Origin of the sequence: Clavibacter sp. VKM Ac-2872 (genome assembly GCF_015351105.1) — a bacterium.
Taxonomy (GTDB): domain Bacteria; phylum Actinomycetota; class Actinomycetes; order Actinomycetales; family Microbacteriaceae; genus Clavibacter.
Genome location: NZ_JADKRR010000004.1, coordinates 67,360 through 92,231 on the forward strand (window position 1 = coordinate 67,360; position 24,872 = coordinate 92,231).

21 protein-coding genes and 1 tRNA gene are annotated in these 24,872 nt (G+C 70.7%); 13 read left to right on the forward strand and 9 right to left on the reverse strand.

All coding sequences use genetic code 11. The features are described 5' to 3' along the window. Positions 1-318 precede the first annotated feature (318 nt). The 10 genes from ITJ40_RS15005 to ITJ40_RS15050 all read left to right on the forward strand — a co-directional run bounded on the left by ITJ40_RS15005 (position 319) and on the right by ITJ40_RS15050 (position 13,722). Complete coding sequence (locus tag ITJ40_RS15005; protein WP_194667844.1) at positions 319-3,489, forward strand: hypothetical protein; 3,171 nt, start codon at positions 319-321, stop codon at positions 3,487-3,489. Then, positions 3,486-4,376, forward strand: coding sequence for a hypothetical protein (locus ITJ40_RS15010; protein WP_194667845.1), 891 nt, complete (start codon positions 3,486-3,488; stop codon positions 4,374-4,376). Before ITJ40_RS15005 ends, ITJ40_RS15010 begins: the two co-directional genes overlap by 4 nt. Further along, a complete protein-coding gene (locus ITJ40_RS15015; RefSeq protein WP_194667846.1) occupies positions 4,376-5,698 on the forward strand; it encodes a hypothetical protein in 1,323 nt (440 codons plus the stop codon). The genes ITJ40_RS15010 and ITJ40_RS15015 overlap by 1 nt, the downstream gene beginning before the upstream one ends. Before the next feature lie 3 nt (positions 5,699-5,701). Then, positions 5,702-6,607 carry a hypothetical protein gene (locus ITJ40_RS15020; RefSeq protein ID WP_194667847.1) on the forward strand — a complete coding sequence of 302 codons (906 nt, stop codon included), beginning with the start codon at positions 5,702-5,704 and terminating at the stop codon, positions 6,605-6,607. Further along, entirely contained in the window at positions 6,604-7,086 is a 483-nt protein-coding gene (locus ITJ40_RS15025) for a hypothetical protein (RefSeq protein WP_194667848.1), read from the forward strand. Before ITJ40_RS15020 ends, ITJ40_RS15025 begins: the two co-directional genes overlap by 4 nt. Further along, positions 7,086-7,496: a hypothetical protein gene (locus ITJ40_RS15030; RefSeq protein ID WP_194667849.1), complete on the forward strand. Its 411-nt coding sequence runs from the start codon at positions 7,086-7,088 to the stop codon at positions 7,494-7,496. The genes ITJ40_RS15025 and ITJ40_RS15030 overlap by 1 nt, the downstream gene beginning before the upstream one ends. Then, positions 7,493-7,819: a hypothetical protein gene (locus ITJ40_RS15035; protein WP_228512603.1), complete on the forward strand. Its 327-nt coding sequence runs from the start codon at positions 7,493-7,495 to the stop codon at positions 7,817-7,819. The genes ITJ40_RS15030 and ITJ40_RS15035 overlap by 4 nt, the downstream gene beginning before the upstream one ends. 153 nt (positions 7,820-7,972) lie before the next feature. Beyond that, positions 7,973-10,003: an SGNH/GDSL hydrolase family protein gene (locus ITJ40_RS15040; RefSeq protein ID WP_194667850.1), complete on the forward strand. Its 2,031-nt coding sequence runs from the start codon at positions 7,973-7,975 to the stop codon at positions 10,001-10,003. 9 nt (positions 10,004-10,012) lie between these two features. Next, the gene (locus ITJ40_RS17480; RefSeq protein ID WP_194667851.1) at positions 10,013-12,478 is read left to right on the forward strand and encodes an Ig-like domain-containing protein; all 2,466 of its coding nucleotides are present in this window, start codon (positions 10,013-10,015) and stop codon (positions 12,476-12,478) included. Further along, positions 12,478-13,722, forward strand: a complete 1,245-nt coding sequence (locus ITJ40_RS15050) for a GDSL-type esterase/lipase family protein (RefSeq protein ID WP_194667852.1) — start codon at positions 12,478-12,480, stop codon at positions 13,720-13,722. Before ITJ40_RS17480 ends, ITJ40_RS15050 begins: the two co-directional genes overlap by 1 nt. Here ITJ40_RS15050 and ITJ40_RS15055 read toward each other — a convergent pair. The 3 genes from ITJ40_RS15055 to ITJ40_RS15065 form a co-directional block, all read right to left on the reverse strand. Continuing rightward, the gene (locus ITJ40_RS15055; RefSeq protein ID WP_194667853.1) at positions 13,719-13,904 is read right to left on the reverse strand and encodes a hypothetical protein; all 186 of its coding nucleotides are present in this window, start codon (positions 13,902-13,904) and stop codon (positions 13,719-13,721) included. The two genes, ITJ40_RS15050 and ITJ40_RS15055, sit on opposite strands and share 4 nt — an antisense overlap. Before the next feature lie 70 nt (positions 13,905-13,974). Next, complete coding sequence (locus ITJ40_RS15060; RefSeq protein ID WP_194667854.1) at positions 13,975-14,316, reverse strand: hypothetical protein; 342 nt, start codon at positions 14,314-14,316, stop codon at positions 13,975-13,977. Between the two features lie 82 nt (positions 14,317-14,398). Beyond that, positions 14,399-14,474: transfer RNA gene (locus ITJ40_RS15065), tRNA-Lys, on the reverse strand. A 98-nt stretch (positions 14,475-14,572) separates the two neighbouring features. On the opposite strand from ITJ40_RS15065, the gene ITJ40_RS15070 reads away from it, so the two are divergent. The 3 genes from ITJ40_RS15070 to ITJ40_RS15080 all read left to right on the forward strand — a co-directional run bounded on the left by ITJ40_RS15070 (position 14,573) and on the right by ITJ40_RS15080 (position 17,215). Further along, positions 14,573-15,205, forward strand: coding sequence for a DNA-directed RNA polymerase subunit beta (locus ITJ40_RS15070; protein WP_194667855.1), 633 nt, complete (start codon positions 14,573-14,575; stop codon positions 15,203-15,205). Positions 15,206-15,752: 547 nt separating this feature from the next. Beyond that, positions 15,753-16,355, forward strand: a complete 603-nt coding sequence (locus ITJ40_RS15075) for a sigma-70 family RNA polymerase sigma factor (RefSeq protein ID WP_086514237.1) — start codon at positions 15,753-15,755, stop codon at positions 16,353-16,355. After that, entirely contained in the window at positions 16,352-17,215 is an 864-nt protein-coding gene (locus ITJ40_RS15080) for an anti-sigma factor (RefSeq protein WP_194667856.1), read from the forward strand. The genes ITJ40_RS15075 and ITJ40_RS15080 overlap by 4 nt, the downstream gene beginning before the upstream one ends. Before the next feature lie 77 nt (positions 17,216-17,292). On the opposite strand, the gene pstB is transcribed toward ITJ40_RS15080, so the two are convergent. The 6 genes from pstB to ITJ40_RS15110 form a co-directional block, all read right to left on the reverse strand. Beyond that, entirely contained in the window at positions 17,293-18,072 is a 780-nt protein-coding gene (gene pstB, locus ITJ40_RS15085) for a phosphate ABC transporter ATP-binding protein PstB (RefSeq protein WP_012298002.1), read from the reverse strand. Positions 18,073-18,114: 42 nt separating this feature from the next. After that, entirely contained in the window at positions 18,115-19,215 is a 1,101-nt protein-coding gene (gene pstA / locus ITJ40_RS15090) for a phosphate ABC transporter permease PstA (protein ID WP_194667857.1), read from the reverse strand. Then, a complete protein-coding gene (gene pstC, locus ITJ40_RS15095; protein ID WP_194667858.1) occupies positions 19,215-20,225 on the reverse strand; it encodes a phosphate ABC transporter permease subunit PstC in 1,011 nt (336 codons plus the stop codon). The genes pstA and pstC overlap by 1 nt, the downstream gene beginning before the upstream one ends. 105 nt (positions 20,226-20,330) lie before the next feature. Further along, positions 20,331-21,428, reverse strand: coding sequence for a phosphate ABC transporter substrate-binding protein PstS (locus ITJ40_RS15100; protein ID WP_194667859.1), 1,098 nt, complete (start codon positions 21,426-21,428; stop codon positions 20,331-20,333). Positions 21,429-21,631: 203 nt separating this feature from the next. Further along, the gene (locus ITJ40_RS15105; RefSeq protein WP_194667860.1) at positions 21,632-22,582 is read right to left on the reverse strand and encodes an NUDIX domain-containing protein; all 951 of its coding nucleotides are present in this window, start codon (positions 22,580-22,582) and stop codon (positions 21,632-21,634) included. Positions 22,583-22,614: 32 nt separating this feature from the next. Continuing rightward, entirely contained in the window at positions 22,615-24,798 is a 2,184-nt protein-coding gene (locus ITJ40_RS15110; protein ID WP_194667861.1) for an RNA degradosome polyphosphate kinase, read from the reverse strand. Between the last annotated feature and the right edge of the window lie 74 nt (positions 24,799-24,872).

A 24,872-nucleotide genomic window follows, 5' to 3' on the forward strand; every position in this document is an offset into this window, starting at 1 on the left:
TCGGCAAGACGATCTCGTTCCGCGAGGCCATCGACTACATCGCCGAGCTCAAGCGCGAGTTCGGATCCCACCTGAACGCCGCCGGGTGGGGGTGGGACTTCGCGGCGAGCTACGGCGAGGTCCTCGGCGCGCTGCACAGCTCGGCCTACATCAACGGCAACCGGGACACGAAGGCCCACCCGAAGCCGATCGAGCTGCCGTTCCCGTGGCCGACCGCCCCCGAGCCCGAGGTGGCGACGGCGGACGAGGTCGAGGCGGCGCGCGCGTACCTGCGCAGCAAGACGGCATTCGCCAACTGAACAGTGAGACGGAGCCGCCATGTCCAGCGAAGTCGGGTCCGGCCAGGTAGCGATCTTCCCCACGTTCAAGGGGTTCCGGCAGAAGACCTCGGCCGAGGTCGACGGCGCCGCGAAGGAGGCCGGCGGTCTCTTCTCGCGGGTGTTCTCCAAGTCCGGCTCGGACGCCGGGCGCAGCGCGGGGAAGGGCTTCCGGTCCAGCTTCGGCGTCGAGGCCGGGGGCGCGGCCACGGCGACGCTGAAGCAGATCAACGCCGAGGTCGTGTCGTCGTCCAAGGCGCTCTCGACCGCGCGGCTGAAGGAGCAGGACGACGCGGGCAAGGTCCGCGTCGCCGAGGCTCAACTTGCCGAGGCCCGGAAGAAGGGCGGCGCCGACAGCGCTCGCGTCGTGGCAGCCGAGGAGAAGCTCGCGTCCGCGCAGCGTGGTCTCGCCACCACGCAGGCGACTGTGAAGTCCTCGACGGACCGGCTCGCGACCGCGCGCAAGCAGCTCGCCGCCGCGTCCGAGGCTGCAAGCAACTCGGAGGAGAAGTCCTCCAAGTCCTCGCGCGGCTTCGGGGCGTCGCTCAAGGCCGCGTTCACGCGCGACCTCGCGGCGGCCGGCGACAGCGGCGGCAAGGAGAGCGGCCGCCGCGCGGGCGAGGGCCTGCGCGGCGGGATCCTCGGCGCCGTCGGCTCGCTCGCCGCGCCGCTCGCCGCGGCCGTCGCCGGGCTCGGCATCGGCCGCATGCTCGCGTCGTCGATCACCAACGCCTCCGACTTCCAGGAGTCGGCGACCGCCATCACCGCGGTCTTCGGCGACGCCGACAAGACCATCCAGTCCTTCGCGGCGAACAGCGCCACAAGCCTCGGCCAGTCCAAGAACCAGACCCTCGACGCCGCCCGCGTCTTCGGCGTCTTCGGTAAGGCGGCCGGCCTGAGCGGCGGCGAGCTCGCCGGATTCAGCACCGACTTCATCACGCTCGCCGCCGACCTCGCCTCGTTCAACAACACCTCCCCGGAGGAGGCCATCGAGGCGCTCGGCGCCGGCCTCCGCGGCGAGTCCGAGCCGCTGCGCGCGTACGGCATCCTGCTCGACGACGCGACGCTCAAGGCGCGCGCAACGAAGATGGGGATCTACTCCGGCAACGACGCGCTCACCCAGCAGCAGAAGGTCCTCGCCTCGCAGGCGGAGATCATGGCGCAGACCTCCACCCAGCAGGGCGACTTCGCGCGCACTTCCCAGGGGCTCGCGAACCAGCAGCGCATCCTCAAGGCGCAGACCGAGAACCTGTCGACGTCGTTCGGCATGCTCTTCCTGCCGATCGTCCTCAAGGTCGTCGGGGCGCTGAACACGACCCTGGTCCCGGCGCTCTTCGCTGGGGTCGACGCCATCACGGCGGTCTACGACGGGTTCCGGGACGGGAAGACCGCGCTCGACCTCGGCGACAAGACGGCCGGGCTCGTGTCGTTCGGCGTCACTCTCCGCGGCTTCGCGGACCAGGTCGGCGTCATCTTCGGGGACGTGAAGGCGAAGATCGCGTCGGCGTTCTCCGGCGACGGATCCCAGCTCTCGACGCTCATCGGCCAGGTCGTCGGCTTCGTGTCGGCGCTCTCTCCGTTGCAGCTCGTCTTCTCGGCCATCGCCCCGCTGCTGCCGACCCTCCTGTCGCTGTCGGGCCAGGTGGCCGGCGCGCTGACCGCCGTCCTCGGAGCGGCCCTGCAGGTGCTGACGCCGATCCTGCAGAACCTCGTCGAGGACCTCGTCGGGCTCGCCGGCTTCATGGGCCGGAACACCGAGCTCGTCGGCACCTTCGCCGCCGCGATCCTCGCCGGCGTCGTCGCGCTCAAGATCTACCGGCTCACGGTGGTCGCGGTCGCGGCCGTGACGAAGGCCTGGGCCATCGCGACGAAGGCGCTCGCGGTCGTCCAGGCGGGCTTCAACCTGATCGCGCTGGCGAACCCGGTCGCGATCCTGGTGGTCGCCATCGCCGCTCTGATCGCCGGCATCGTCTACCTCGCCACCCAGACGACGTTCTTCCAGGACCTCTGGGCCAACGTGACCTCGTTCTTCGCGACTGCGTGGCAGGGGACGCAGATGATCTTCGAGGCCGTCATCAACGCGATCGTGTCCTTCCTGACCGGGCAGCTGCTCTTCATCCAGTCGATGTGGAACGCGATCTGGACGGGCATCTCCTCGTTCTTCACCGGTCTCTGGAACGGGATCGTCGCGTTCGTGCAGACCGTCCTCGTGGCGCTCGCGACCATGATCCTCATCCAGGTCACGGCGGTCCAGACCATCTGGAACACCGTGTGGCAGGCCATCGGGGACTTCCTCTCCGGCATCTGGAACGCGATCGTGACGACCGTCACGACCAACTTCCAGAACATGGTCGCGCTGGCGCAGGAGCGACTCGCGGCTCTCGCCGCCGGGTGGAACGCCGTCTGGTCCGCCGTGCTCGGCTTCCTGTCGGCCGTGTGGAATGGCATCGTCTCCGTCGTCACGACCGTCTTCGGCGCCGTGCAGGGCTTCATCGTCGGCGCGCTCACGTCCATCACGGGCTTCTGGGTGTCGACCTGGTCGTCGATCCTGTCGTTCTTCTCGGGCATCTGGAACGGGATCCTGTCCTTCGTCGTCGGCGTCGCCTCGAGCGTCGTCGGCGCCGTGGCCGGGATCGTCAACTCGGTCCGCTCCAAGGTCGGCGAGGCGGTCGCGTTCGTCGGCGGGCTGCCCGGCCAGGCGATGTCGGCGCTCGGAGACCTCGGCTCCAAGCTCGTCAGCAGCGGCCGGGCCCTGATCCAGGGCTTCATCGACGGCATCAAGGGCATGATCGGCAACGTGGGGAAGGCCGTCTCCGGCGTCGTCCAGGGCGCGCTCGACTTCTTCCCGAACAGCCCCGCGAAGAAGGGCCCGCTCATGGGCCCCGGCTGGCGGAAGCTGCGCCGGTCCGGCCAGGCCGTGACCGACCAGTTCGCCGACGGCTTCGACCCCGACGTCTTCGACTTCGGCGGCGGCTTCCCCGGCAACCCGGGACCGCCCCCGGCTGGTGGCGGTGGCGGCGGGGCCGGCGGTGGCGGCGGCATGCAGGTCATCTTCCACGGCCCGGTCACCACGCAGGACGTGCCCGAGCTCATCAAGGCGCAGCGCCGCGAGGCGACGCGCGCACGGAAGGCAGCCCTCGGCGGCGCCAGGAGGGTCCGGGTGACGGCATGATCGGCACACCGTCGGCCGGGATCCGCGTCCACATCGAGGGATGGGACGGATCCAAGTGGGACCTGAACGACGGGCCGATCGCGGTCACGGAGCAGACCCTCGAGGTCCTCTACGCGTTCGCGACCGAGTCGTTCACCCGGACTGCCTATCTGCTCGACGGCCAGGAGTTCGTCGAGTGGAAGGCGCTCCCGCGCGAGTTCCCGCTGCAGGTCTCCACCCGGAAGCGGCAGGAGCTCGGCGGCTGGTACGCGACCGACCAGGCGTGGAAGAAGATGATGCGCCCGGGCGAGACGAACCGGCTGCTGTGCTCGGCTCCTGACGGGGGCGTGCGCGCGCTGTCGTTCCGGATGACGGGCGAGGACCCGATTCTCACCGTCGACCCGTCGCAGCGGCGCCTCACCTACCTCGACTACGAGCTCGTCGCCGACGACCCGTGGTGGTACTCGGTGGACCCGCGCACCTCGGATCCGCTGCGAGGCGGCTTCCGAGACGCGCCCTTCTTCGGCCCCGAGGACGCGGGCCCGCCGTTCTACATCGCGGACGACACGGACTTCGTGACGGTCGCGAACCACGGCGAGGTCCCGGCCTGGCCGGTCTGGACCTTCGTCGGTCCGATGACCGGCTTCCAGGTGGGCGTGCGCGGCCGGAAGATCGCGGCGACGCGGACGCTCGGCGTCGGGCAGACGCTCGTCGTCGACACCCGGCCGCGCCGGAAGTCCGCCGTCCTCGCCGACGGCACGGTCATCACGCGCAGCCTCACCGCGCGGCAGTACACGCAGATCGACCCCGGGGCGTCCGTCCCGGTGGAGGTCGTCCTGCTCGGCTCCCAGCAGGGCGCCGGGTACGCGACCGTCACCGTCCACGAGCAGTTCTTCCGGGGGTTCTGATGGTCGCGACCCCGAAGCTCGAGGTCACCCTGTACGACCGCAGCTTCGGGTTCCTGCAGGACGTCGCCGGCTTCGTCTCCGCGGAGATCACCCGCAAGGCGAACGCGGCCGACGCGGGCTCGCTCGTCCTCGAGGCCGATGACCCGGCGAACGTCGACCTGATGAACAGCGACTGCCGGTACGTCGCGACCTACGGCGGCCGCTTCCACTCCTCGGGCCGCGTCATCCTGCCGGAGTTCGACCTGCTGCCGAACAAGCCCATCACGTACACGCTGGTGGGGGACTGGTCGATCTTCGAGGACACGCTCGCCATGGTGCGCCCGAAGAGCACCATCCGGCCGGCGTCGCTCGCCGACCTCGGCCAGGCGTACCAGCGGTACCCCGGCGACGGGAAGACCGTGGCCGGGCAGTGGGGCTGCTACCTCTGGGACGAGGACGTCTTCACCACCGAGACCGCGATCAAGCGGCTCGTCGCGGAGAACGTCCGCGACCGCCTCCGGCGCCCGGTCACCATGCGCGCGGACCTCGGCCGCGGCGGCAACGCGCGCCTTGAGGGTCGGCTGCCCGAGGACCTGCGGAACGGGTACGTGGCCGAGGGCATCGCGTCCCTGCTCGCGTGGTCGGGCCTCGTCCTCCGCGCGTGGCAGGAGCCCGACGGGCGCACCATCCTCGTCGACGTCGTCGAGCCCTCCGAGTACGGCCAGGAGCTCGACGCCGAGACCGGCACGCTGAAGGGCGGCACCGGGAAGCTCGGCTACCCTGACGCGACCCGGGCGCTCGTGATGGGCCCGGGTGAGGACGCCGGCCGCGCCTTCGAGTACGTGATCGACGAGGCGGCCGAGGAGGAGTTCGGCTACGTCATCGAGACTGTCGTCGACGCGACCTCGCCGGACGTGGAGTGGCCCGAGGGCGTGCCCGACGACGAGCGCATCTGGTCGCAGCTCCACAACCGGGGCGACGTGCCGCAGGCCACGAAGGACGCGCTGCGCGCCTACATGATCCGCGTCGGCTCGGACAAGCTCGCCGAGCTCGCCGCGAAGGCGGCGCTCACGACCGAGCTCGCGGAGAACGAGTCGTTCTACTACGGCATCGACGACAACGGGTACGAGCCGGGCGACTGGCTCGGCATCACCTCGCACGGCGTCCCGCTGCGCGACCAGATCACGGCGTGCACGGTCAAGGCCGACAAGAACGGCGAGACCACGGCGACGCCCACGCTCGGATCTGAGCCCGCCGCCGGCGAGGACCCGGAGACCGCGGTCATCTTCGACAACCTCATCCGGCTCGCGCAGAGCAGCCGACGACGCTCGACCGGGAGGTAGCGCATGCAGTTCACGACGCTCGGCATCACGAAGTCCATCGGCCCGAAGGAGTGGGCGACCTACATGGGCCACCTCGCGGGCGACCCGACCGTCGGCGACCCGGCGTCCTTCGCGGCCACCGCCGTCGAGGGATCCCGCGTCGTCACCGTCGCGCCCGGCTCGGCCGCCGCGTACGGGCACGACGTCATCGGCGCCGGCACGGAGTCCGTCACCTTCCCGCGGCCTACCAGCGGCGGCCAGTGGTACGCGCTCGCCCTCGAGCGGGTCTCGGCCACGAACCTCCCCGGCAGCCCCGTCACCGCGCGCCTGGTGGTCCTGCCTGGCCCGACGACCGAGGACCGGGACGAGATGTACACGCTCCTGCCGGAGGTGAACCCGAACGGCTGGACTGTGCAGCCCGGCGTGAAGACGCACCAGCTCCTCTACTGGGGGTGGGTCGGCGCGTCCGGCAACTTCAGCCGCCTCGGCGTCGCGCTCCGCGACATGCGCCGCATGCACCCGCGCACCATCCCGGTCACGAACGACCAGCAGGACTTCCGGTCCGGCTACTTCGACGGCCTCGGCATCATCCCGACCGGCGCCACGCTGGTCATCTTCGAGTTCGAGTTCACGACCCTCCGCCCCGAGCGCGTCGTCGGCACGGCTTACGGCATGTGGGGCGTGCGCGAGGAGGGCCCCTTCGCCGGCGGCCCCGCGGCGGGGAAACTCTGGATGGAGCTGAACGGCGACCGGATCGGCTACACGGCCTGGGACAAGATCGAGGCGAAGGACGCCCGCCGCCCCTTCACCGTGCAGGGCCGCGGCACCACGCGCATCGGCTCGAACCTCCTGCAGCTCGTCGGGTCGACCAACTTCGACAGCGCGACCCGCGACTTCGTGCAGGTCCGGATGGAGGCGATGCCCGCATGAGCGCCCTCCGCCGCATCTACGCGAAGACCATCTGGCACCCCGACGCGATCCCCGCCGCCGAGAGGAAGTACGCCTCGCCGCTCAAGCGGGTCTTCCTTCCCCTCTTCGACGCGCTCGCCGTCACCGCCGGATGGGTCGCGATCCAGCACGGGATCCCGTCCATCGACCGGCTCCTGCCGGCCGGGATCTCCGATCTCGCGGGGTACCTGTTCCTCGCGGCCGGCTTCGCCGCTCTCGTCGGGATCGCCTTCCCCGCCGCCTGGGCCGTCGAGATCGCCGGGAAGGTGCTGATGTTCGCGCTCCTCGGGGTCTACCTCCTAGCCCTCCGGCACCCGTCGCTGAACGGCGAGGGGACGCGTGACTTCATCGGGTGCGTCGTCGCGATGGCGATGGTCCTCGCGCTCTACCGCCTCTGGATCCTCGGTCGCGACATCGGTGACCGGCGCCGCCCCCCGCTGCAGTGGGAGGACCAGACGTGATGGATGGACCCCCCGCATGGACCCAACTCGTCCTCGGCTTCTTCGGGCTCGGCGGCGTGGCCGCGCTCATCACGGCCTTCGCCACCCGGAGGCGGGACCGCACCACCGAGATCCAGGACCGCTTCGAGTCCACGTCCGAGCTCGCGAAGTACATGCGCGACGAGGTCGCGAAGGAGGTCGAGCGCCAGCTCACCCCGATCAAGGAGCAGCTCGCGGTGGTCACCGCGGAGTCCCACGAGATGAACGAGGCGGTGCGCTCCCGCGAGGTGCGCCTCTGGCGCTGGGAGACCGGCGGCCGAGTCGGCGTCATCCCGCAGCTCTCCTTCCCGATCCTCGAGCGCCTCGGCCTGAACGGCCTGTTCGATCCACCCACCACCAGCACCACCGTCCCGGAAGGACCCACCACATGAACCCGATCGACATCGCCATCCCCGCCGTCCCCGTCGGGGTCCTCGTCCTGCTCAACTTCTTCGCCCCGTACGCGACGGCCATCGTCGTCGACCCGCGGTGGCCCGTCGGTCAGAAGAAGCTCGTCGCGATCATCACGTCCGTCGTGCTCGCCGCGGTCGTGCTGCTCCTCGCGTGGTGGATGGGCAGCCCCGTCCCCGCGTGGCCGGCGCTGATCCTCCTCGCGGTCGTCGTCTCGCAGGCGTCCTACGACCTCGTCACGAAGCGGTCGGCCGACGCGCTCTCCCGCGAGGTCGGATCCGGCGCCCGCCACCTCGGCTCGTGACCGGCGACGACGAGACCGTGGACGGCTACCCCGTCCCGGTCGACCCCATGGAGTTGCTGCAGTGCGACTCCTGCCAGTAGGCACCCGCTCCACCCCCTGAGCCCCCGGCACGACGCCGGGGGCGTTCGCATGCCCGGACTCATGGAGGACCGCATGGCCCGCACCACCGTCATCATCCGCCAGCTGTCCGGCCCGCACCAGGACCCGGACATCAACTACCAGGTCTGGACCCCGTCCTCGCGCATCTTCGAGGACGGCACCGTCACCGAGGCCGGCCCCGGCCGGGTCGACCTCGTCGACGGTGCCGGCTCGGTGCAGGTCGCCCCGGGCGTCTGGTTCGTCGACGCCGTGCTCCCGGGCGGCCCGCACCGCCGTGCCGTCCGGGTGCCCGCGTCGACGACCGCGGTCTTCTACGACAAGCTCCCCGACGTCACCGACCAGACCGAGCTCGGCTACGGACCGACCTGGTCCGCGCAGGCGATGCTCGCCGCGAACGAGGCGCGCGTGTCCGCCGACAAGGCGGCCGTCTCCCAGGCCGAGTCCCTGAAGGCCGTCGCCGAATCGCGCACGCTCCGCGACCAGATCAAGAAGCTGCTCGAGACCGTCGTCGCACCGCCGGCCGACACCATCGACGCCGGCGCCGCGGGCGACGCGATCCGCCTCCTCGACGACGCCGACCCGCAGAAGTGGGTCGTCGCGTCCGCAGCGGACTCCACGTGGGACGAGGCCGACGAGATCTTCGAGGGCGCATGGAAGCAGGCGTCCGCGTTCTGGCCTGAGCGGTCGTGGGTGCTGCGCCGCTTCAACAAGGCGACCGACGAGTACGCCTCGCAGCTCGTCTGGCGGACCGCGCCGAACGGCCGCCCCGCAACCGCGATCGTTGCGGCGTCCGGCACCGGAACCGGTGCAGTCACCACGACGACGAAGAAGACCGTCTTCAGCGACAACTTCAACCGCGTCGCCGACGACCTCGTCGGCACGCTCCCGCAGACCGGCGGCGTCTGGAAGGGCAAGGCCGGGCAGTACCGGCTCACGCTCGTCGGCAGCCAGGGCGTCGTCGAGGGCCTCGAGGGACGCACCATCACCGACCCGATCCACGCCGCGACGCTCCCGCACGACGGATCCCGCGACGGCGAGTGGGCCACCGTCACCCGCCTCACCACGAAGACCCCCGGCGTCACCGCGATCTACGGCCCGTACGTGTCCGCGACCGACAGCGGCCTGTTCCTCCGCATCGACACCGGCACCACCGCCGACACCCACAAGCTCGACCTCGTCTCCCGGGTGGCCGGCACCGAGCGCATCGTCGCGTCGCTCGACGGCGCCGCGCTCGCGCCGAACACTTCGGACCAGTTCTCGGACATCAAGATCAACATCACCGGCCAGAGCGCGACCGTGCGCATGGAGACCACCATCCCCGCTCTCGCCACGCGCGAGGCGTCGGGGAAGCTCACCGGTGAGGAGATCGCCGCGTGGGAGGACTACGACGAGGTCCGCGCCGTGTCCACCAACGCGCGCTTCCGGCTCGACTACTTCCAGGCGACCGCGATCACCGTCACCACGACGGCGGGCGGCGGCACCCCGGAGGCTGTCGACCCCGGCGTCGGGCTGCAGGCCGCGGTCTACAACGGCGCCATCGCCGGATCCAAGATCGACTCCCAGCTCGACCGGCTCCGGAAGCTCTACCCCGTCCGGCCGAACCTGCTGCTCATCGGTCACGGCCTGAACTACGCCGACGCGACGCCGGCCGAGTTCCTCGCCGACATCCAGCGGTTCGTCGACGCGTTCCTCGCCCTCTACCCCGGGGTGCCGATCGGCATCGTCACCCAGAACCCGCGGTACTACGTGCCCGCGACCGGCGCCCCGGAGTCTCGGGTCGCCGACCACGCCGCACGACAGGCCGCGATCAAGGGCTACGCGACCGCGCGCGGCTGGTGGTTCATCGACACCTTCAACGCCTTCGTCGCGGCCCCGTCCGGCGGCGTGTACCTCGTCGATCCCGCGGACGGCGTCCACCCCATCGCGACCGGTCGGGCGCTGCAGGTCGCGGTCCTGCTCGCCGCGATCTCCGCGATCAGCCTCCGCGGCACCGGCGGGTCCTCCGGCGGCACCCCGGTCATCGGCTCGGGCCTGCAGCTCGAGCGCGTCCCCGGCTCCCCGTACCTCCTCCGCATCGAGAGCTAGGAGCTCCCCGTGGCAGATCCCGCACCGAAGACCTCGACCGCCGCGTTCCGCAAGCGGGAGATGGCCATCCTGCAGTCCTGCACCCAGAAGGGTGTCGTGATCCTCCTGCAGACCAACTCGATCAACCAGGTCGAGTCCATCGACGGCCGCTACGGATCCTGGTGGGGCGGTCTGCAGCGCAACCTCGACGCCGCGTTCCAGGTGCCGTCCATCCAGGCGCTCATCAAGGCGCAGCCGACCCCGGTCGTCCCCGGCCTCGAGGGCTACAAGCTGCGCGCGCTCGCGTTCGAGCCGCACCTCTCGCGCACCACGTGGGACGTCGCGAACGTCTACGGCATGGCGCCCACGGGCCGGGTCGCGGGCTTCAACTACCAGCACGGCCGTGGCCTGCAGTCCACGAACCAGACGGCCGGCCAGGTCCGGTCGCTGGTGAAGGTCTCCACCGCGATGGAGTGCTACGTCGCGACCCAGAAGGTCGGCGACAGCTACACGGTCACCGTCGACGGCGTCGAGATCGCGAACGTCACCTCGACGTCGAACGTCCGGAAGTGGCGCAAGCACGAGAAGATCGGCATGCCCGCCGGCGAGCACACCATGACGATCACCTTCGTCGCCGGCACCTGCCTCTTCGACGCGATCGACACGCACCTCGGATCCGAGCGTAAGGGCATCCGCGTCGTCAACGCCGGCCGCTCCGGCGTCTCGCTGAACAGCTTCGCCAAGACCGGCCCGGCGTCCGATCCCGACCAGAAGTGGGCCGAGGTCCATCCGCTGCTCGCGGACGACCAGGTGTCCGGCGTCGACATCGGCCTGATGACGCTCGGCACGAACAACATGGGCGACCCCGAGGACGCGTTCGAGCAGATGCTCGAGGAGTACGTCACCCGGTTCTTCCAGGTCAACAAGAACGCCGTGCTGCACCTCATGTTCGACGCGCAGCCGAACGCGATCCCGGCCGCCGGCGACGACTGGCCCGGCAAGCACCGCGCCGCGCGCCGCGTCGCGTCCCGGCACGAGTGGGTGTCCGTCGACTCGCTCTGGTCGGGCGACGTCGCGGGCCGCATCCCGCGGATCGAGAACACCCGCTCCGACCTCATCAAGGGCCTGCACCCGAAGTCCAAGCTGTACCTCGGCGACCTGCTCCCGTACGGCTACGCGAAGACGTCGGCGTCGATCATCGACCAGTCGGCCTTCACGGGCGTCGCGCCGGACCCCGGCGAGGAGGACCCGGGCGACGACGGTCCGACGCAGGACGTCACGCCGCCGAGCATCGCGGTCATCACGGGCGACAACCTGACCGTGAACCCGGACGGGACGTTCACCATCTCGGCCGACATCGCGGACACCGAGTCCGCGATCGGCATCGCCGTCGTCCGCACCACGGACGGCGACCTGCTCGGGAACCTCGTGAAGACCGAGGGCAGCCGGTACGAGCTCACGCTCACGTGGCAGCAGCTCCGCGCGTTCCTCGAGGACGACGAGGAGCTGATCCGCTGGTTCATCGTCGCGTACGACGCCCCGGGGAACCGGGCCCCTGCGACGGGTGCGCGCAGCCTGACGGTGAAGCTGCGCACGACCGCGCCGGCGGATCCCGTGGTCGCGAACATCACAGCCACCGGGTTCGACGTGCCGGGCTCGCCCATCACGATCAGCGCGGACGTCACCCACGCGTCCGGGATCGAGCTCGTCCCGCTGAACATCGAGGGCGTCTACCGCGACAACCTCCTCCGTCCGGCGACGGGCACCCGGTGGTCGCAGACCTTCGACCGGGTGCTGTTCCAGGACGGCGACGACTACGCGGTCGGCGCGCGCTCGAACGCGCAGACCACGTTCTTCTCGAACCGGATCCCGTACGTGCTCGCCGGCACGGTGAAGGACGTCTCCGCTCCCACCGGGCGGATGACGAAGCCGATCACGAACACGACCCTGCCGGACCTGTTCACGCTCGAGGCGTACGCGATCGACAACGAGTCGGGCGTGAAGAAGGTCCAGTTCTTCGTCGACCAGGTGCTGCTCACGGACGCCGAGTACATCGGCTCGTCGCTGTTCTCGGCGCCGGCCACGCTGCAGCAGATCCGCGACACGAAGTACGCGATCCCGCGGATCCGCGCGCGCCTCGAGGACAAGGCCGGCAACTACGTCTTCACGGACTGGGTGACCTTCTCCGTGCCCGACGTCCCCGTCGTCGTCGCCGGCGCGGTCCTCCCGATGCTGCTCGGCGACACCCGCCTCCCGGGCGATCTCGCGACGCTCGCTGCGTGGGACGACCGATGGGGAGATGACGAGCTCGCGACGCCGAACCCTGCCTTCAGCGTCACGTACAACGCTGCGGGAGCCGTCGACTCGACGACGCAGGCGGGCGTGGTCACGACGTTCACGTACAACGCCGACGGGTCGGTGAAGACGCAGACGATCGCGGGCGTCACCCGCACCTTCCAGTACGACAGCAACGGCCGAATCACAGGAGCGATCTGATGGATGTAGTCACCCTCGGCATGGCCGCGGCCGACGCCGCGAAGAAGTACCAGCCGCTCAGCGGGGCGGTGAGCAAGGCGGACGCGTTCGGTCCGTACCCGTCGCTCTCCGCCCGCTTCGCCGCGCTCGGGTCTGATGGGGCGTTCGCCACGGTGCCGGCCTTCAACGTCACCCTCGACACCTCGTCCCGGCTCCGGAAGGCGCTGGGCCGCGTGCGATCCAAGACCGGCATCGCGCGCGTCCTCGAGATCGGGGACAGCACGTCGTGGGGTCTCGGCGCGGGAGGTGCGGACGGGTTCCCGCCGCTGAAGGTCATGTCCGACGACTTCCAGCGGAGCTTCATCGACACGAGCTACGGGTATATCGGAATCGAGGGAGACAACGCACCCGTGACCGGCGCCCAGGTCGACGGCCGCACGACCCACAAGGGCGAGGCGGCCGGCTGGGGGTACTCGTCCTTCGGGCTCTTCAACGCCCTGCAGCACGCCGGTACCGCCGAGAGCGCCCCCTGGATCCTCCGCCCGGACATCAACTGCGACACGTTCGACTTCTACTACATGGCGAACAGCGGTCTCGGCACCGTCGACGTGTACGTGGACGACGTGCTCGCGACCAGCGTCGTCATGGGCTCGGGCAGTCAGCGGTGGGCGAAGGCGACGATCACCTTCGCCGCCGGCGCGGCGCACGTCATCAAGCTCGTGAAGCGGGTGAACACCGTGTTCCTCTTCGGGTTCAACTTCTTCCTCTCCACCCGCCCGAGCGTGCAGATGTTCAACGCCGGGGTGTGCAGCTCCAAGGCCTACTCCGCGAGCGGCGCATCCTGGGGTGTCACGGGCACCACGACCGCGATCGACGGCATCCCCTTCATCGCCCCCGACCTGACCGTCATCCGGCTCGGCGTGAACGACGCCCAGCTCTCCCCCTACAGCACGACCGCAGAGTGGGAAGCGGCCCTGCGGCGCATCATCGCAGCAGCCAAGGTCACCGGGGACGTCCTCCTCGAGTCGCCCGTTCCGTCCGACCCATCGCTGAACTCGGGCGCCACGGTCACCCGGGAGCAGGGCTACCGCGACCGACTACTCGCCATCGCGATCGACACCGGCTCCATGTACTACGACGTCTTCGGGCGCTACGGGTCATGGACCGCAGCGCAGGCGGCCGGTTACATGGCGGATCAGCTGCACCTCACCGCGGCCGGCGGCGCCGACCTCGCGACCGGCCGAGGCAAGGTCGTGCGCGGCTAGGCCTGCGGGTGCGGGTGGAACGCGTTCCGGCAGAAGCACCGATCGACCGCGTAGTCCACGTGGAACCACGGGCACTCCGGGTGCCGACCGGGCTTCCTCACGCCGAAGACCTTGAGGACCATCTGCCCGAGGCTCGGCTCGCCAACGCCGGCCTCGTGTCCGCACTCCGGGCATGTGTCCATGCGTCGACCGTATCTCCGCACGACCGCACGATCAGCCCCCTGGGCGCCCCACTTCGGGGCGTCTGGGGGGCTATTCGTCGTTCTCGGCCCGGTCCTCGTCGATGCCAGGCGGCCACGACTCCGGGCGCACGACCTCGCGGATCCCGGGCGGGAGCGCGCGCCGATGGTCGAGCCACCACCCGAATGCTGCCTCCGGTCCAGCGAAGGGGCCGTGCCGGGACACGGTCGCGTTGTCGTGGAGGATCCACCCGTCGGCGCCGAGCTGGATGGTCGCGAGGTACCGCTTCGACCGCAGCGGCTGTGCGTCGTCGCGGATGGCCGCCGACCCGAGCGTCGACATGAACAGCGCCGGGCCCTGGGCGGGCCGCTCGTCGCCGGCGCCGAGCATGCCGGGCCGGACCTTGTTCGCCACCCCTGCCCCTCATCTGCCCCCTGTGTCCCTCGTCGGGCACGGGGGGCTTCTCGTCGTTCCCCGCCCGGACCGGGCATTCTGGTGGTGGGCCCCGTCGGGCTCGAACCGACGACCCAGGGATTAAAAGTCCCTTGCTCTACCAACTGAGCTAGAGGCCCGCGCCCCCGATGCTACGGGATGGGCGGCGGCCATCCGGGAGCCCGCCGACGTCGCCGGGGCCCGGCCGGGACCGACCGTCCGGCGTACGCTGGCCGGGATGTCCGGCGATTACCACAAGCCCACCAAGTTCTCCGGGGCCAAGTTCGAGAGCATGCTCGGCGGCGACGACCCCGCCACGATCAGCCGCGTGGCCCACGAGACCGCGTCGGCCCTGCTGGCGCGCGTGCGGGCGGATCCCGACCCTGCCGTCGTCGAGCGCCTCATCGCGTACACCGACGAGCACGGCATCGACGCGGTCGCCGAGCTGTGGTCGCGTGCCAGCCCGCGCAGCCTGCCGGGCGCGCTCTGGCGGCTGTACCTCATGCGCGCGCTCATCCGCCAGGATCCCGACGGCATCAGCCTCCTCTACCAGCGCGGCACGGAGGTGGCCACGACCATCGACCAGGTCGTCGCCGGCGCCACCGCGCCCACGGGCCCCGCGGAGATCGTCGAGCTCGCCGACAGCATCCTCCGGGGCCTCTTCACGGGCGACTTCGCGGTGGCCCTCGACCGCGCCGGAGCGTTCAGCCGGCTGGCCGCGCTCGGCGCCACGAGCGTCGCCGACGACCTCGACGCGACGGCGTCGCCGGAGCGCGCGGGCGAGCTGACCACGCGCGCTCTCCGCCTCTCGCAGATGGCCGCCGACCTCGTGCAGTGCGCGCGCCTCTGGCGGAGCGAGCGGCTCGACTGACCCGTCGCGGCGGCGGATCCGCCCGTTCGCTGTGAGCGCGACCCCCGGGGCGACAGCCCGCACGGACTCGGTTACAGTGGACCCTGGTCGGGCCGCAGTAACTCCCGGGTACCAATATTCGCCGCTCCGAGCGGCCTCGCGCCGAGAGGCGTTCTGCGGCCCGGCTCCTCATCTCCCTCCCGCCCCACCGCGGAGGCACGGCCCCCGCGCGAGCGGCCGACCGCCCCGCATCCGCGCCGGCGAATCCCCACTGCCTGTGACCAATCCGTGACGCCGCCCGCGCCGAAGAGTCATCGTGAGGCGCTCACCCGCCTCGCATCCGTCACCCGAGAGGGTGCGACCCGCATCGGTCGGGTCCTGCCCGCGTGGCAGGCCGCCCGGCCATCCCAGATGTCCCGCACCGCGGGATCCCGGCTGATGTGGGGCACCGGACATCCGTTCCCCACCCATCCGCACCCGACCGGAAGCCTCACATGACCTCCCCGCAGCACCACCCCAGCTCGCCGGGCCCCGCCCTGCCTGCATGCGGTTCGCACGCGGGTCTGGGATGCTGGGGCTCGTGCCTTCATCGATCGAGCGTCCCGACCTCCCCGGGCCGGCGGACCCCGAGTCGAAGGAGGCCCTCCTCGGCCGTGTCGCCCAGGGCGACAAGCGCGCCTTCTCGGAGCTCTACGACCAGCTCGCGCCCCGCGTCCTCGGCCTCGTCCGCCGGCTGCTCGTCGACCACGCGCAGTCGGAGGAGGTCACGCAGGAGATCTTCCTGGAGATCTGGCAGTCCGCTTCCCGCTTCGACCCTGCGAAGGGCGCAGCGACCACGTGGGTGCTCACCATGGCCCACCGCCGCGCGGTCGACCGCGTGCGCGCCTCCCAGTCCAGCCGCGATCGCGACGTCCGCATCGGCATCCGCGACCACGAGCACGGCTACGACCAGGTCTCCGAGACCGTCGAGATCAGCATCGAGCACGAGAGGGTGAAGAAGGCGATGACGAAGCTCACCGAGATCCAGCGCCAGGCTGTCTCCCTCGCCTACTACGGCGGCTACAGCCACAGCGAGGTCGCGTCGATGCTCGACGTGCCCATCGGAACCGTGAAGACACGTCTGCGCGACGGCATGATCCGCCTGCGCGACGAGATGGGGGTCGCATCATGACCACCGAAGACGACATCCGCATGCTCACCGCGGCGTACGCGCTCGGCGCCGTCGACGCGGAGGAGGCGGCCGAGTTCGAGGCGCTCCTCGAGCGCGACCCCGTGCTGCGCGCCGAGGTCGAGGAGCTGCGGGCCACCGCGGCGGACCTCGCCTGGACCACCGAGCCGGTGGATCCCTCGCCCCGCCTCAAGGGCGACCTCATGGCCATGCTCGACGCCACCCCGCAGCTGCCGCCGCTCGCCGTCCCGTCCGCCGTGACGGACGACGACCGGCGTCCCGCGCCCGTCACCGAGCTGCGTCCCGCGGCGTCCGCGGGAGCGGCCACCGGTCCCGCGGCCCCGTCGGCGTCCGCGCCGCGCGAGCGCCTCGGATCCGCATCCGGCCGCGCCTCCGAGCGCTGGTTCCGCCGTCCCGGCGCCCTGATCGGCGTCGCCGCGGCGGCCGTCGTGCTCGTCGTCGGCGGTGTCGTCGTCGGCACGAACGTGGGCGGTCCGGGGGCGTCGCAGGCGCCGGTCGCCTCGGCGTACGAGCAGGTCACCACGGCGTCCGACGTCGTCATCGACAAGCGCGACGTCGTCGGCGGCGGCACGGCGACGGTCTACTTCTCCGCCTCCGAGGCCAAGACGGCGGTCGTGCTGAACGACGCGTCGCCGCTGCCCGAGGGCCGCGTGCTGCAGATGTGGTACGTCGGCGCGTCCGGTCCGGTGTCCGCCGGCGTCATGTCGGCGACGGACGGCGCGGGTCACGCCGTGCTCGAGGGCAGCTACACGCCCGGCGACACCGTGGCCATCACGGTCGAGCCCGAGGGCGGATCCGAGCAGCCCACGACCGAGCCCATCGTGGCGGTCACCAGCACCTGATCGACGCCGCGCATCCCGCGCAGACGAAGGCCCCCGCATCCTGAGGATGCGGGGGCCTTCTCCGTGCGCTCGGCGGATCAGCCGAAGCGGCCGGAGACGTAGTCCTCGGTCGCCTGCACGCTGGGCTTCGAGAACATGGTGGTCGTGTCGTCGTACTCGATGAGCTTGCCCGGCTTGCCGGTGCCCGCGATGTTGAAGAACGCCGTGCGGTCCGAGACGCGGCTGGCCTGCTGCATGTTGTGGGTCACGATGACGATCGTGTACTGCGCCTTGAGCTCCTCGATGAGGTCCTCGATGGCGAGCGTGGAGATGGGGTCGAGCGCGGAGCACGGCTCGTCCATCAGCACGACGTCGGGCTGCACGGCGATGGCGCGGGCGATGCAGAGGCGCTGCTGCTGGCCGCCTGAGAGGCCGGAGCCGGGCAGCGCCAGGCGGTCCTTGACCTCGTTCCAGAGGTTGGCGCCCTGCAGGGACTGCTCGACGAGCGCGTCCGCGTCCGACTTGGAGATCTTGCGGTTGTTGAGCTTGACGCCCGCGAGCACGTTGTCGCGGATCGACATGGTGGGGAAGGGGTTCGGCCGCTGGAACACCATGCCGACCTGGCGGCGCACGAGCACCGGGTCGACGCCGGGGCCGTAGAGGTCGTTGCCGTCCACGAGGACCTCGCCCTCGACGTACGCGCCGGGGATCACCTCGTGCATGCGGTTGAGCGTGCGGAGGAAGGTCGACTTGCCGCAGCCGGACGGGCCGATGAAGGCGGTGACGGTGCGCGGCTCGATCCGCAGGTTGACGTCCTCGACCGCCTTGAACTTGCCGTAGTAGACGTTCAGGTCGTTGACTTCGATGCTCTTGGACAAGGTGTTCCTTACCGTTCGGGTTCGTGGCCGGGGGAGCGGGCGCTAGCGGCCGAGCTTGGGGGCGAAGATGCGGGCGATGAGCCGCGCGATGATGTTGAGCAGCATGACGATGAGGATCAGCACGAGCGCGCCGGTCCACGCGCGGTCGACGTAGGCCGCCGCGTCGCTGCCCTGGTCGGCGTACTGCCGGAACACGAACACCGGCAGGGTCATCATCTGGTCCTTGAAGGGGTTGTAGTTCATGCTCTGCGTGAAGCCGGCGACGATGAGCAGCGGCGCGGTCTCGCCGATGACCCGGGCGATCGCGAGCATGACACCCGTGACGATGCCGGCGAGCGAGGTGGGCAGCACGATCTTCAGGATCGTCAGCCACTTCGGCACGCCCAGCGCGTAGGCCGCCTCGCGGAGCTCGTTCGGCACCAGCTTGAGCATCTCCTCGGCGCTGCGCACGACCACGGGGATCATCAGCACGGAGAGCGCCAGCGCGCCGCCGAAGCCGAGGCGCACGCCGGGGCCGAGGAAGATCACGAGCAGCGCGTAGGCGAACAGGCCCGCGACGATGGACGGGATGCCCGTCATCACGTCGACGAAGAACGTGATGGCGCGGGCCAGGCGGCCGCGACCGTACTCGACGAGGTAGATGGCGGCCATGAGGCCCACGGGGATGGAGATCACCGCGGCGATGGCCGTGACGATCAGCGTGCCGATGATGGCGTGCAGGCCGCCGCCGCCCGCGCCCACCACGTTGCGGAGGCTCGAGTTGAAGAACAGCGGGTCGAAGCGCCCCGAGCCGTTCGTCACGGCCGTGAACACGAGCGAGACCAACGGGATGAGGGCGAGCACGAACGCGACGGTGACGAGGATCGTGATGACCCGGTCCTTCGCCTTCCGCTCGCCCTCCACGGCGAGCGAGATGCAGAACAGCGCGACGCCGAACAGGATCGTGCCGAACACGGCCGTGCCGACGATGTTGAAGCTGTCCGCGGCGCCCGACAGCTCGAGCACCAGGAAGATGGCCGCCATGACGAGCCAGGACACGAGGAAGATCGCGGGGGCCGTGAAGCGGTGCAGCTTGCCGGCGGTGAGGGAGTTGGGCAGGGTGCTCGCGACGGGCCGCGTGCGGGAGGGGGCTGTCGTCGCCATTAGTTCGCTCCGGAGAAGGCCTTGCGGCGGCTGATGATGTAGCGGGCCAGCATGTTCACGGCCAACGTGATGACGAAGAGCATGAGGCCGGAGGCGATGAGCTCGTTGATCTTGAGGCCGTACGCCTCGGGGAAGCTCAGCGCGATGTTCGCGGCGATGGTGTTGGAGTTCGTCGACTGGAACCAGGCGAAGTTCACGACCGCGGCGGGGGAGAGGACGATCGCGACCGCCATCGTCTCCCCGAGGGCGCGGCCGAGGCCGAGCATGGAGGCCGAGATGATGCCCGGGCGGCCGAAGGGCAGCACGGCGGTCTGGATCATCTCCCACCGCGTCGCGCCGAGCGCCAGCGCCGCCTCCTCGTGCAGCTTCGGCGTCTGGAGGAAGACCTCGCGGCAGAGCGCGGTCACGATCGGCAGGATCATGACGGCCAGCACCACGGCGACCGTGAAGATCGTGCGGCCCGTGCCCGAGACGGGGCCGGCGAAGAGCGGGAACCAGCCGAACGCGTCGGTGAGGAACGCGTAGAACGGCTGCAGGAACTTCGCGAGCACCGCGATGCCCCAGAGGCCGAAGACGACCGAGGGCACGGCGGCCAGGAGGTCGATCACGTAGCCGAGGCCCTGCGCCAGGCGGCGCGGCGCGTAGTGCGAGATGAAGAGCGCGATGCCGATGGCGACGGGGACGGCCATGAGCATGGCGAGCGCCGCGGCGTAGACGGTGCCGAACATGAGCGGCCCGACGTAGGCCCAGAAGCCGTCGCCGCCGGAGACCTCGGCGGGCGGGGCCGTGAGGGCGGGGATGCTCTGCACGATGAGGAACAGCGCGACGGCCGCGAGGATGACGAGGATGAGCGTGCCGGATCCGCGGGAGAGCCCGGAGAAGACGCGGTCGCCGACGCGGGCCTTCGGCTTCGCGTCCTGGGAGCTGCGGGGATCTGCGGGGGCGGCGGCGACGTCGCGCGGCCGATCGGACTCGGGAGCCTGGGGAGGCTGCGGGGCGGCGGTCGTCATGGGTCGGGGTCCCTACGGTCTGGATGGTGGGGCTGCGGGCGGCGGTCCGCCCGTGGGGACGCCCCCTGACCCGCGCGGGCGCGGATCAGGGGGCGGACGGGGGTGCTACTTGATCGACTCGACCGCGGTCTTGACCTGAGCGGCGACCGTGTCGGAGAGCGGCGCGGCGCCGGCCTTCTCGGCGGCGAGCTGCTGGCCCTCGCTGCTGGTCACGTAGCCGGCGTAGGCCTTGACGAGCTCGCCGACGGCCGGGTCCTTGTACTCCTGGCAGGTGATGAGGTAGCTGACGAGGACGATCGGGTAGACGCCCGACGCGGTGGTGGAGTAGTCGATGTCGAAGACGACGTCGTTCGCCTCGCGGCCCGAGGCCTCAGGCGACGCCTCGACGACGGCCGCTGCGGCCTCCGGCGAGTAGCCGATGAACTCGTCGCCGACCTTGATCTTCGCGACGCCGAGGGTGCCGGCCTTGGACGCGTCGGCGTAGCCGATGATGTTCGTGCCGCCCTTGACCGCGTCGACGACGCCGGTGGTGCCCTGGGCCGCCTCGCCGCCCTGGTAGGGCCAGACGCCCGCGGGCGTGGCGTCCCAGACGGACTTGGCGGTGGTGTTGAGGTACTTCGCGAAGTTCTCGGTGGTGCCCGAGTCGTCCGAGCGGTGCACGGCGGTGATGCTGGCGTCGGGCAGCTTGGCGTCGGGGTTGAGGGCGACGATGGCCGGGTCGTTCCACTTCGTGATGGTGCCCTTGAAGATGCCCGCGGTGGTGGCGGAGTCGAGGTGCAGCTCCTTCACGCCCTCGACCTGGAAGATCAGGGCGATGGGGGAGATGTAGGCGGGGAGGTCGATCGGCTTGACGCCGTCGGCGCACTGGCCGAAGGTACCCGTGAGCTCGTCGGTCTTCAGCGCGCGGTCGGAGCCGGCGAAGTTCGCGTTCTGGCCGCCGGCCATGAACGCCTCGCGGCCGGCGCCGGAACCCTCGCCGGCGTAGGTGACGGTGACGCCGGTGTTGGCGGTCTGGAACGCGGCGTTCCACGCCTCCTGGGCGGCGCCCTGCGACGTGGCGCCGATGCCGTTGAGCGTGCCGGACAGGGTGGACGCCGATGCGGTGCCGCCCTCGGCGGGCGCCTCGTTGGCGGCGCAGGAGGAGAGGGCGATGGCGGTGACGGCGGCGAGCGCTGCTGCGCTGCCGAGACGCGAGATCTTCACGTGATGGAGCCTTCCGGGTATTTCTTGCTGTGAGGAGGCAGGTGCATGCCTCTCGAAGAAGCTATGTCGGGCTCTTGACCGGCTCGGCGGATATCGGTGAACGGGAGGTGAACAGACCGCGTGGATGGGTGCGGGCTCAGGCGCTCGGGCGCACAGTGGTCGGTCGGGCAGCCTGCGGATCCGTCGAGGAGGCGGCGTGGGCGTCAGGCCGACGGGCCGTAGGTCTCGACGGCGAGGATCCCCGCCTCCGGGTCCGCCGCCGAGAGGTGCACCACCGAGAACTCGGCCGGCGACAGCATCCCGGCGCGCGGCATGCGGCTGGCACGGGGCGTCTCGGTGGCGAGGGCGATCTCGTGCAGGATCTCCGGCAGCACCGGGCTGTGGCTGCAGAGCACGGCGCTGCGGGCCTTGCGCACGCGCTTCGCGACGGTCTCCCGCACGGATCCGCCGTCGGTCTCGTACGCGTCCTGGCTGATCCCCGCGTCCTCCTTCACGCGACGGCCGAGTGCCTCGGCGACGGGCGCCACCGTCTCGAGGCATCGCACGGCGGTGCTGCTCGTGACGACCCGCGGGCCGAACGCGAGCAGCGTCGGCACGATCGCGCGCGCCTCGTCGCGTCCGCGCGCGCTGAGCGGACGGGACGCGTCGGGTCCGTCCCACTCGTACGGCTGCACGGCGTGGCCGTGACGCAGCGCGATGAGGGCGAACGACCGGTGCGACCCCGTCTCCACGAGCCCGGCGAAGAGGTCGAGGATCTGCACCTCGCCCGGGTAGTCGAGGCGCTTGCGGGCGTTGGGGAGGGAGACCCACTCGATGCTCTCGACCTCGTCGTCCGGCTCGAACCGGCCGGCCTCGACCATGGCGTCCGTGGCCTCTGCCGCCCAGTAGCTCACCGACTTGCGGCGACCGCCGGAGATGCCGTACTCGATGGCGCCGAGCGGCACGCCGAGCGCCACCCGCAGGCCGGTCTCCTCGTGCACCTCGCGGACGGCGGTCTGCGGGAGCGTCTCGCCGGGATCCACCTTGCCCTTCGGCAGGGAGGTGTCGCGCCGGCGCGTGCGGTGGATGATGAGCACCCGGATCCGCCCCTCGACCACGCGCCAGACGACGGCGCCCGCGGCGAGGACGGAGGGAGCGGGCGGCACATCCCCCACGCTAGCGGGGTCGGTGCCGGGCGGAGCGCCGCTCAGCGGAGCACGCGCCGCTTGCGCTTGGACACGATGCCCATCACGGCGGTCTGCAGGTCCTCCAGCGTGGTGCCGTCGGCGCCCTTGTTGCGGCGCGTCCACTCGCCGTCGGAGTCGAGGACCCAGGCGGATGTCGTGTCGGCCATCGCGCGGTCGAACAGGTCCTCGATCTCCTGCAGGTGCGCGGGATCCACGAGCCGCACGAGCGCCTCGACGCGGCGGTCGAGGTTGCGGTGCATCATGTCGGCGCTGCCGATGTAGGTGGCCTGGTCGCCGTCGTCGACGAAGGAGAACACGCGGCTGTGCTCGAGGTAGCGGCCGAGGATCGACCGCACCTCGATGTTCTCGCTGAGGCCCGGCTGCCCCGGCGTGAGCGAGCAGATGCCGCGCACCCAGACCTGCACGGGCACGCCCGCGTTGCTGGCCCGGTAGAGCGCGTCGATGATCTTCTCGTCGACGATGGAGTTGACCTTGATGCGGATGCCGCTGGGCTTGCCGTCGAGCGCGTTCTGCGTCTCCACGGCGATGCGCTTCAGCAGGCCCTTCCGGAGGTGCAGCGGCGCCACGAGCAGGCGCTTGAACTTCTTCTCGATGCCGTAGCCGGAGAGCTCGTTGAACAGGCGCGTGAGGTCCTTGCCCACCACGTCGTCCGCGGTGAGTAGCCCGAGGTCCTCGTAGATGCGGCTGGTCTTGGGGTTGTAGTTGCCCGTGCCGATGTGGCTGTAGTGCCGGAGCACCCCGCCCTTCTCCTGGCGGATGACGAGCGCGAGCTTGCAGTGCGTCTTGAGCCCGGCGACGCCGTAGACCACGTGCACGCCGGCCTTCTCGAGCTTGCGGGCCCACGTGATGTTGGCCTGCTCGTCGAACCGCGCCTTGATCTCGACGAGCGCGAGCACCTGCTTGCCCGCCTCGGCGGCGTCGATGAGCGCCTCGACGATGGGGCTGTCGCCGCTCGTGCGGTAGAGGGTCTGCTTGATGGCGAGCACGTGGGGATCCGCGGCCGCCTGCTCGAGGAACGCCTGCACGCTCGTGGTGAAGGACTCGTAGGGGTGGTGGAGGAGGATGTCCTGCTGCGCGATGGACCGGAAGATGTCGGCGCGCGAGTTGTCCTCGGCGGGCTTCAGGGCGACGGCCGTGGTGGGCACGTTGTTCGGGTAATGCAGCGCCGGGCGGTCGAGCTTCGCGAGGTCGAACAGGCCGCCGAGGTCGAGCGGGGACGGGAGCGTGAACACCTCCTGCTCGGTGATGTCGAGCTCGCGCATGAGGAGGTCGAGGGTGACCGCGTCCATGTCGTCCGAGATCTCGAGGCGGATGGGCGGGCCGAACCGGCGCCGCAGCAGCTCCTTCTCGAGGGCCTGGATGAGGTTCTCGGTCTCGTCCTCCTCGATCTGCACGTCCTCGTTGCGCGTGACGCGGAAGACGTGGTGCTCGACGATCTCCATCCCCGGGAACAGCGTCTGCAGCTGGTTCGCGATGAGGTCCTCGAGCGCGATGAAGTCGATGGGGCCGGAGCGCGTGTCGGGCGTGAGCGGCATGAAGCGCGGCAGCATCTGCGGCACCTTGATGCGCGCGAACTCCTGGCGGTTCGTCTTGGGGTTGCGGATGCGCACCGAGAGGTTGAGCGACAGGCCGGAGATGTAGGGGAACGGGTGCGCGGGGTCCACCGCGAGCGGCATGAGGACCGGGAACACCTGCTCGGAGAACAGCTCGTGCAGCCGGTCCTTCTGCGCCTCGTCGAGCGAGTCCCAGCGGACGATGCGGATGCCCTGCTCCTCGAGCGCCGGGCGCACGCTGTCGTTGAAGGCCGCCGCGTGCCGCACCTGGAGCCGGTACGCGGTCTCGTTGATGGCGGAGAGCACCTCGGCGGGGGTGCGGCCGATGTTCGTGGGGACGGCGAGGCCCGTGGCGATGCGGCGCTTGAGGCCGGCGACGCGGACCATGAAGAACTCGTCGAGGTTGCTGGCGAAGATGGCGAGGAAGTTGGCGCGCTCGAGGACCGGCAGCTCGGGGTCCTCGGCGAGCTCCAGCACGCGGCGGTTGAAGGCCAGCCAGCTCAGCTCGCGGTCGAGGAAGCGCCCCTCGGGGAGGGTCCCGTCGTCCTCGAGGAGCTCGTCCTCGTCGTCGAAGTCGTCCAGGGATTCGGCGACCGCCTTCGCCTCCCCGATGTACGTCTCGCTGTCCATCCGCCCATCATGGCATCGCGGTGCGCGCTCCGCCCTCCGGCAGGTGAACGCACGGTGAACCGCATCCGGGGAGA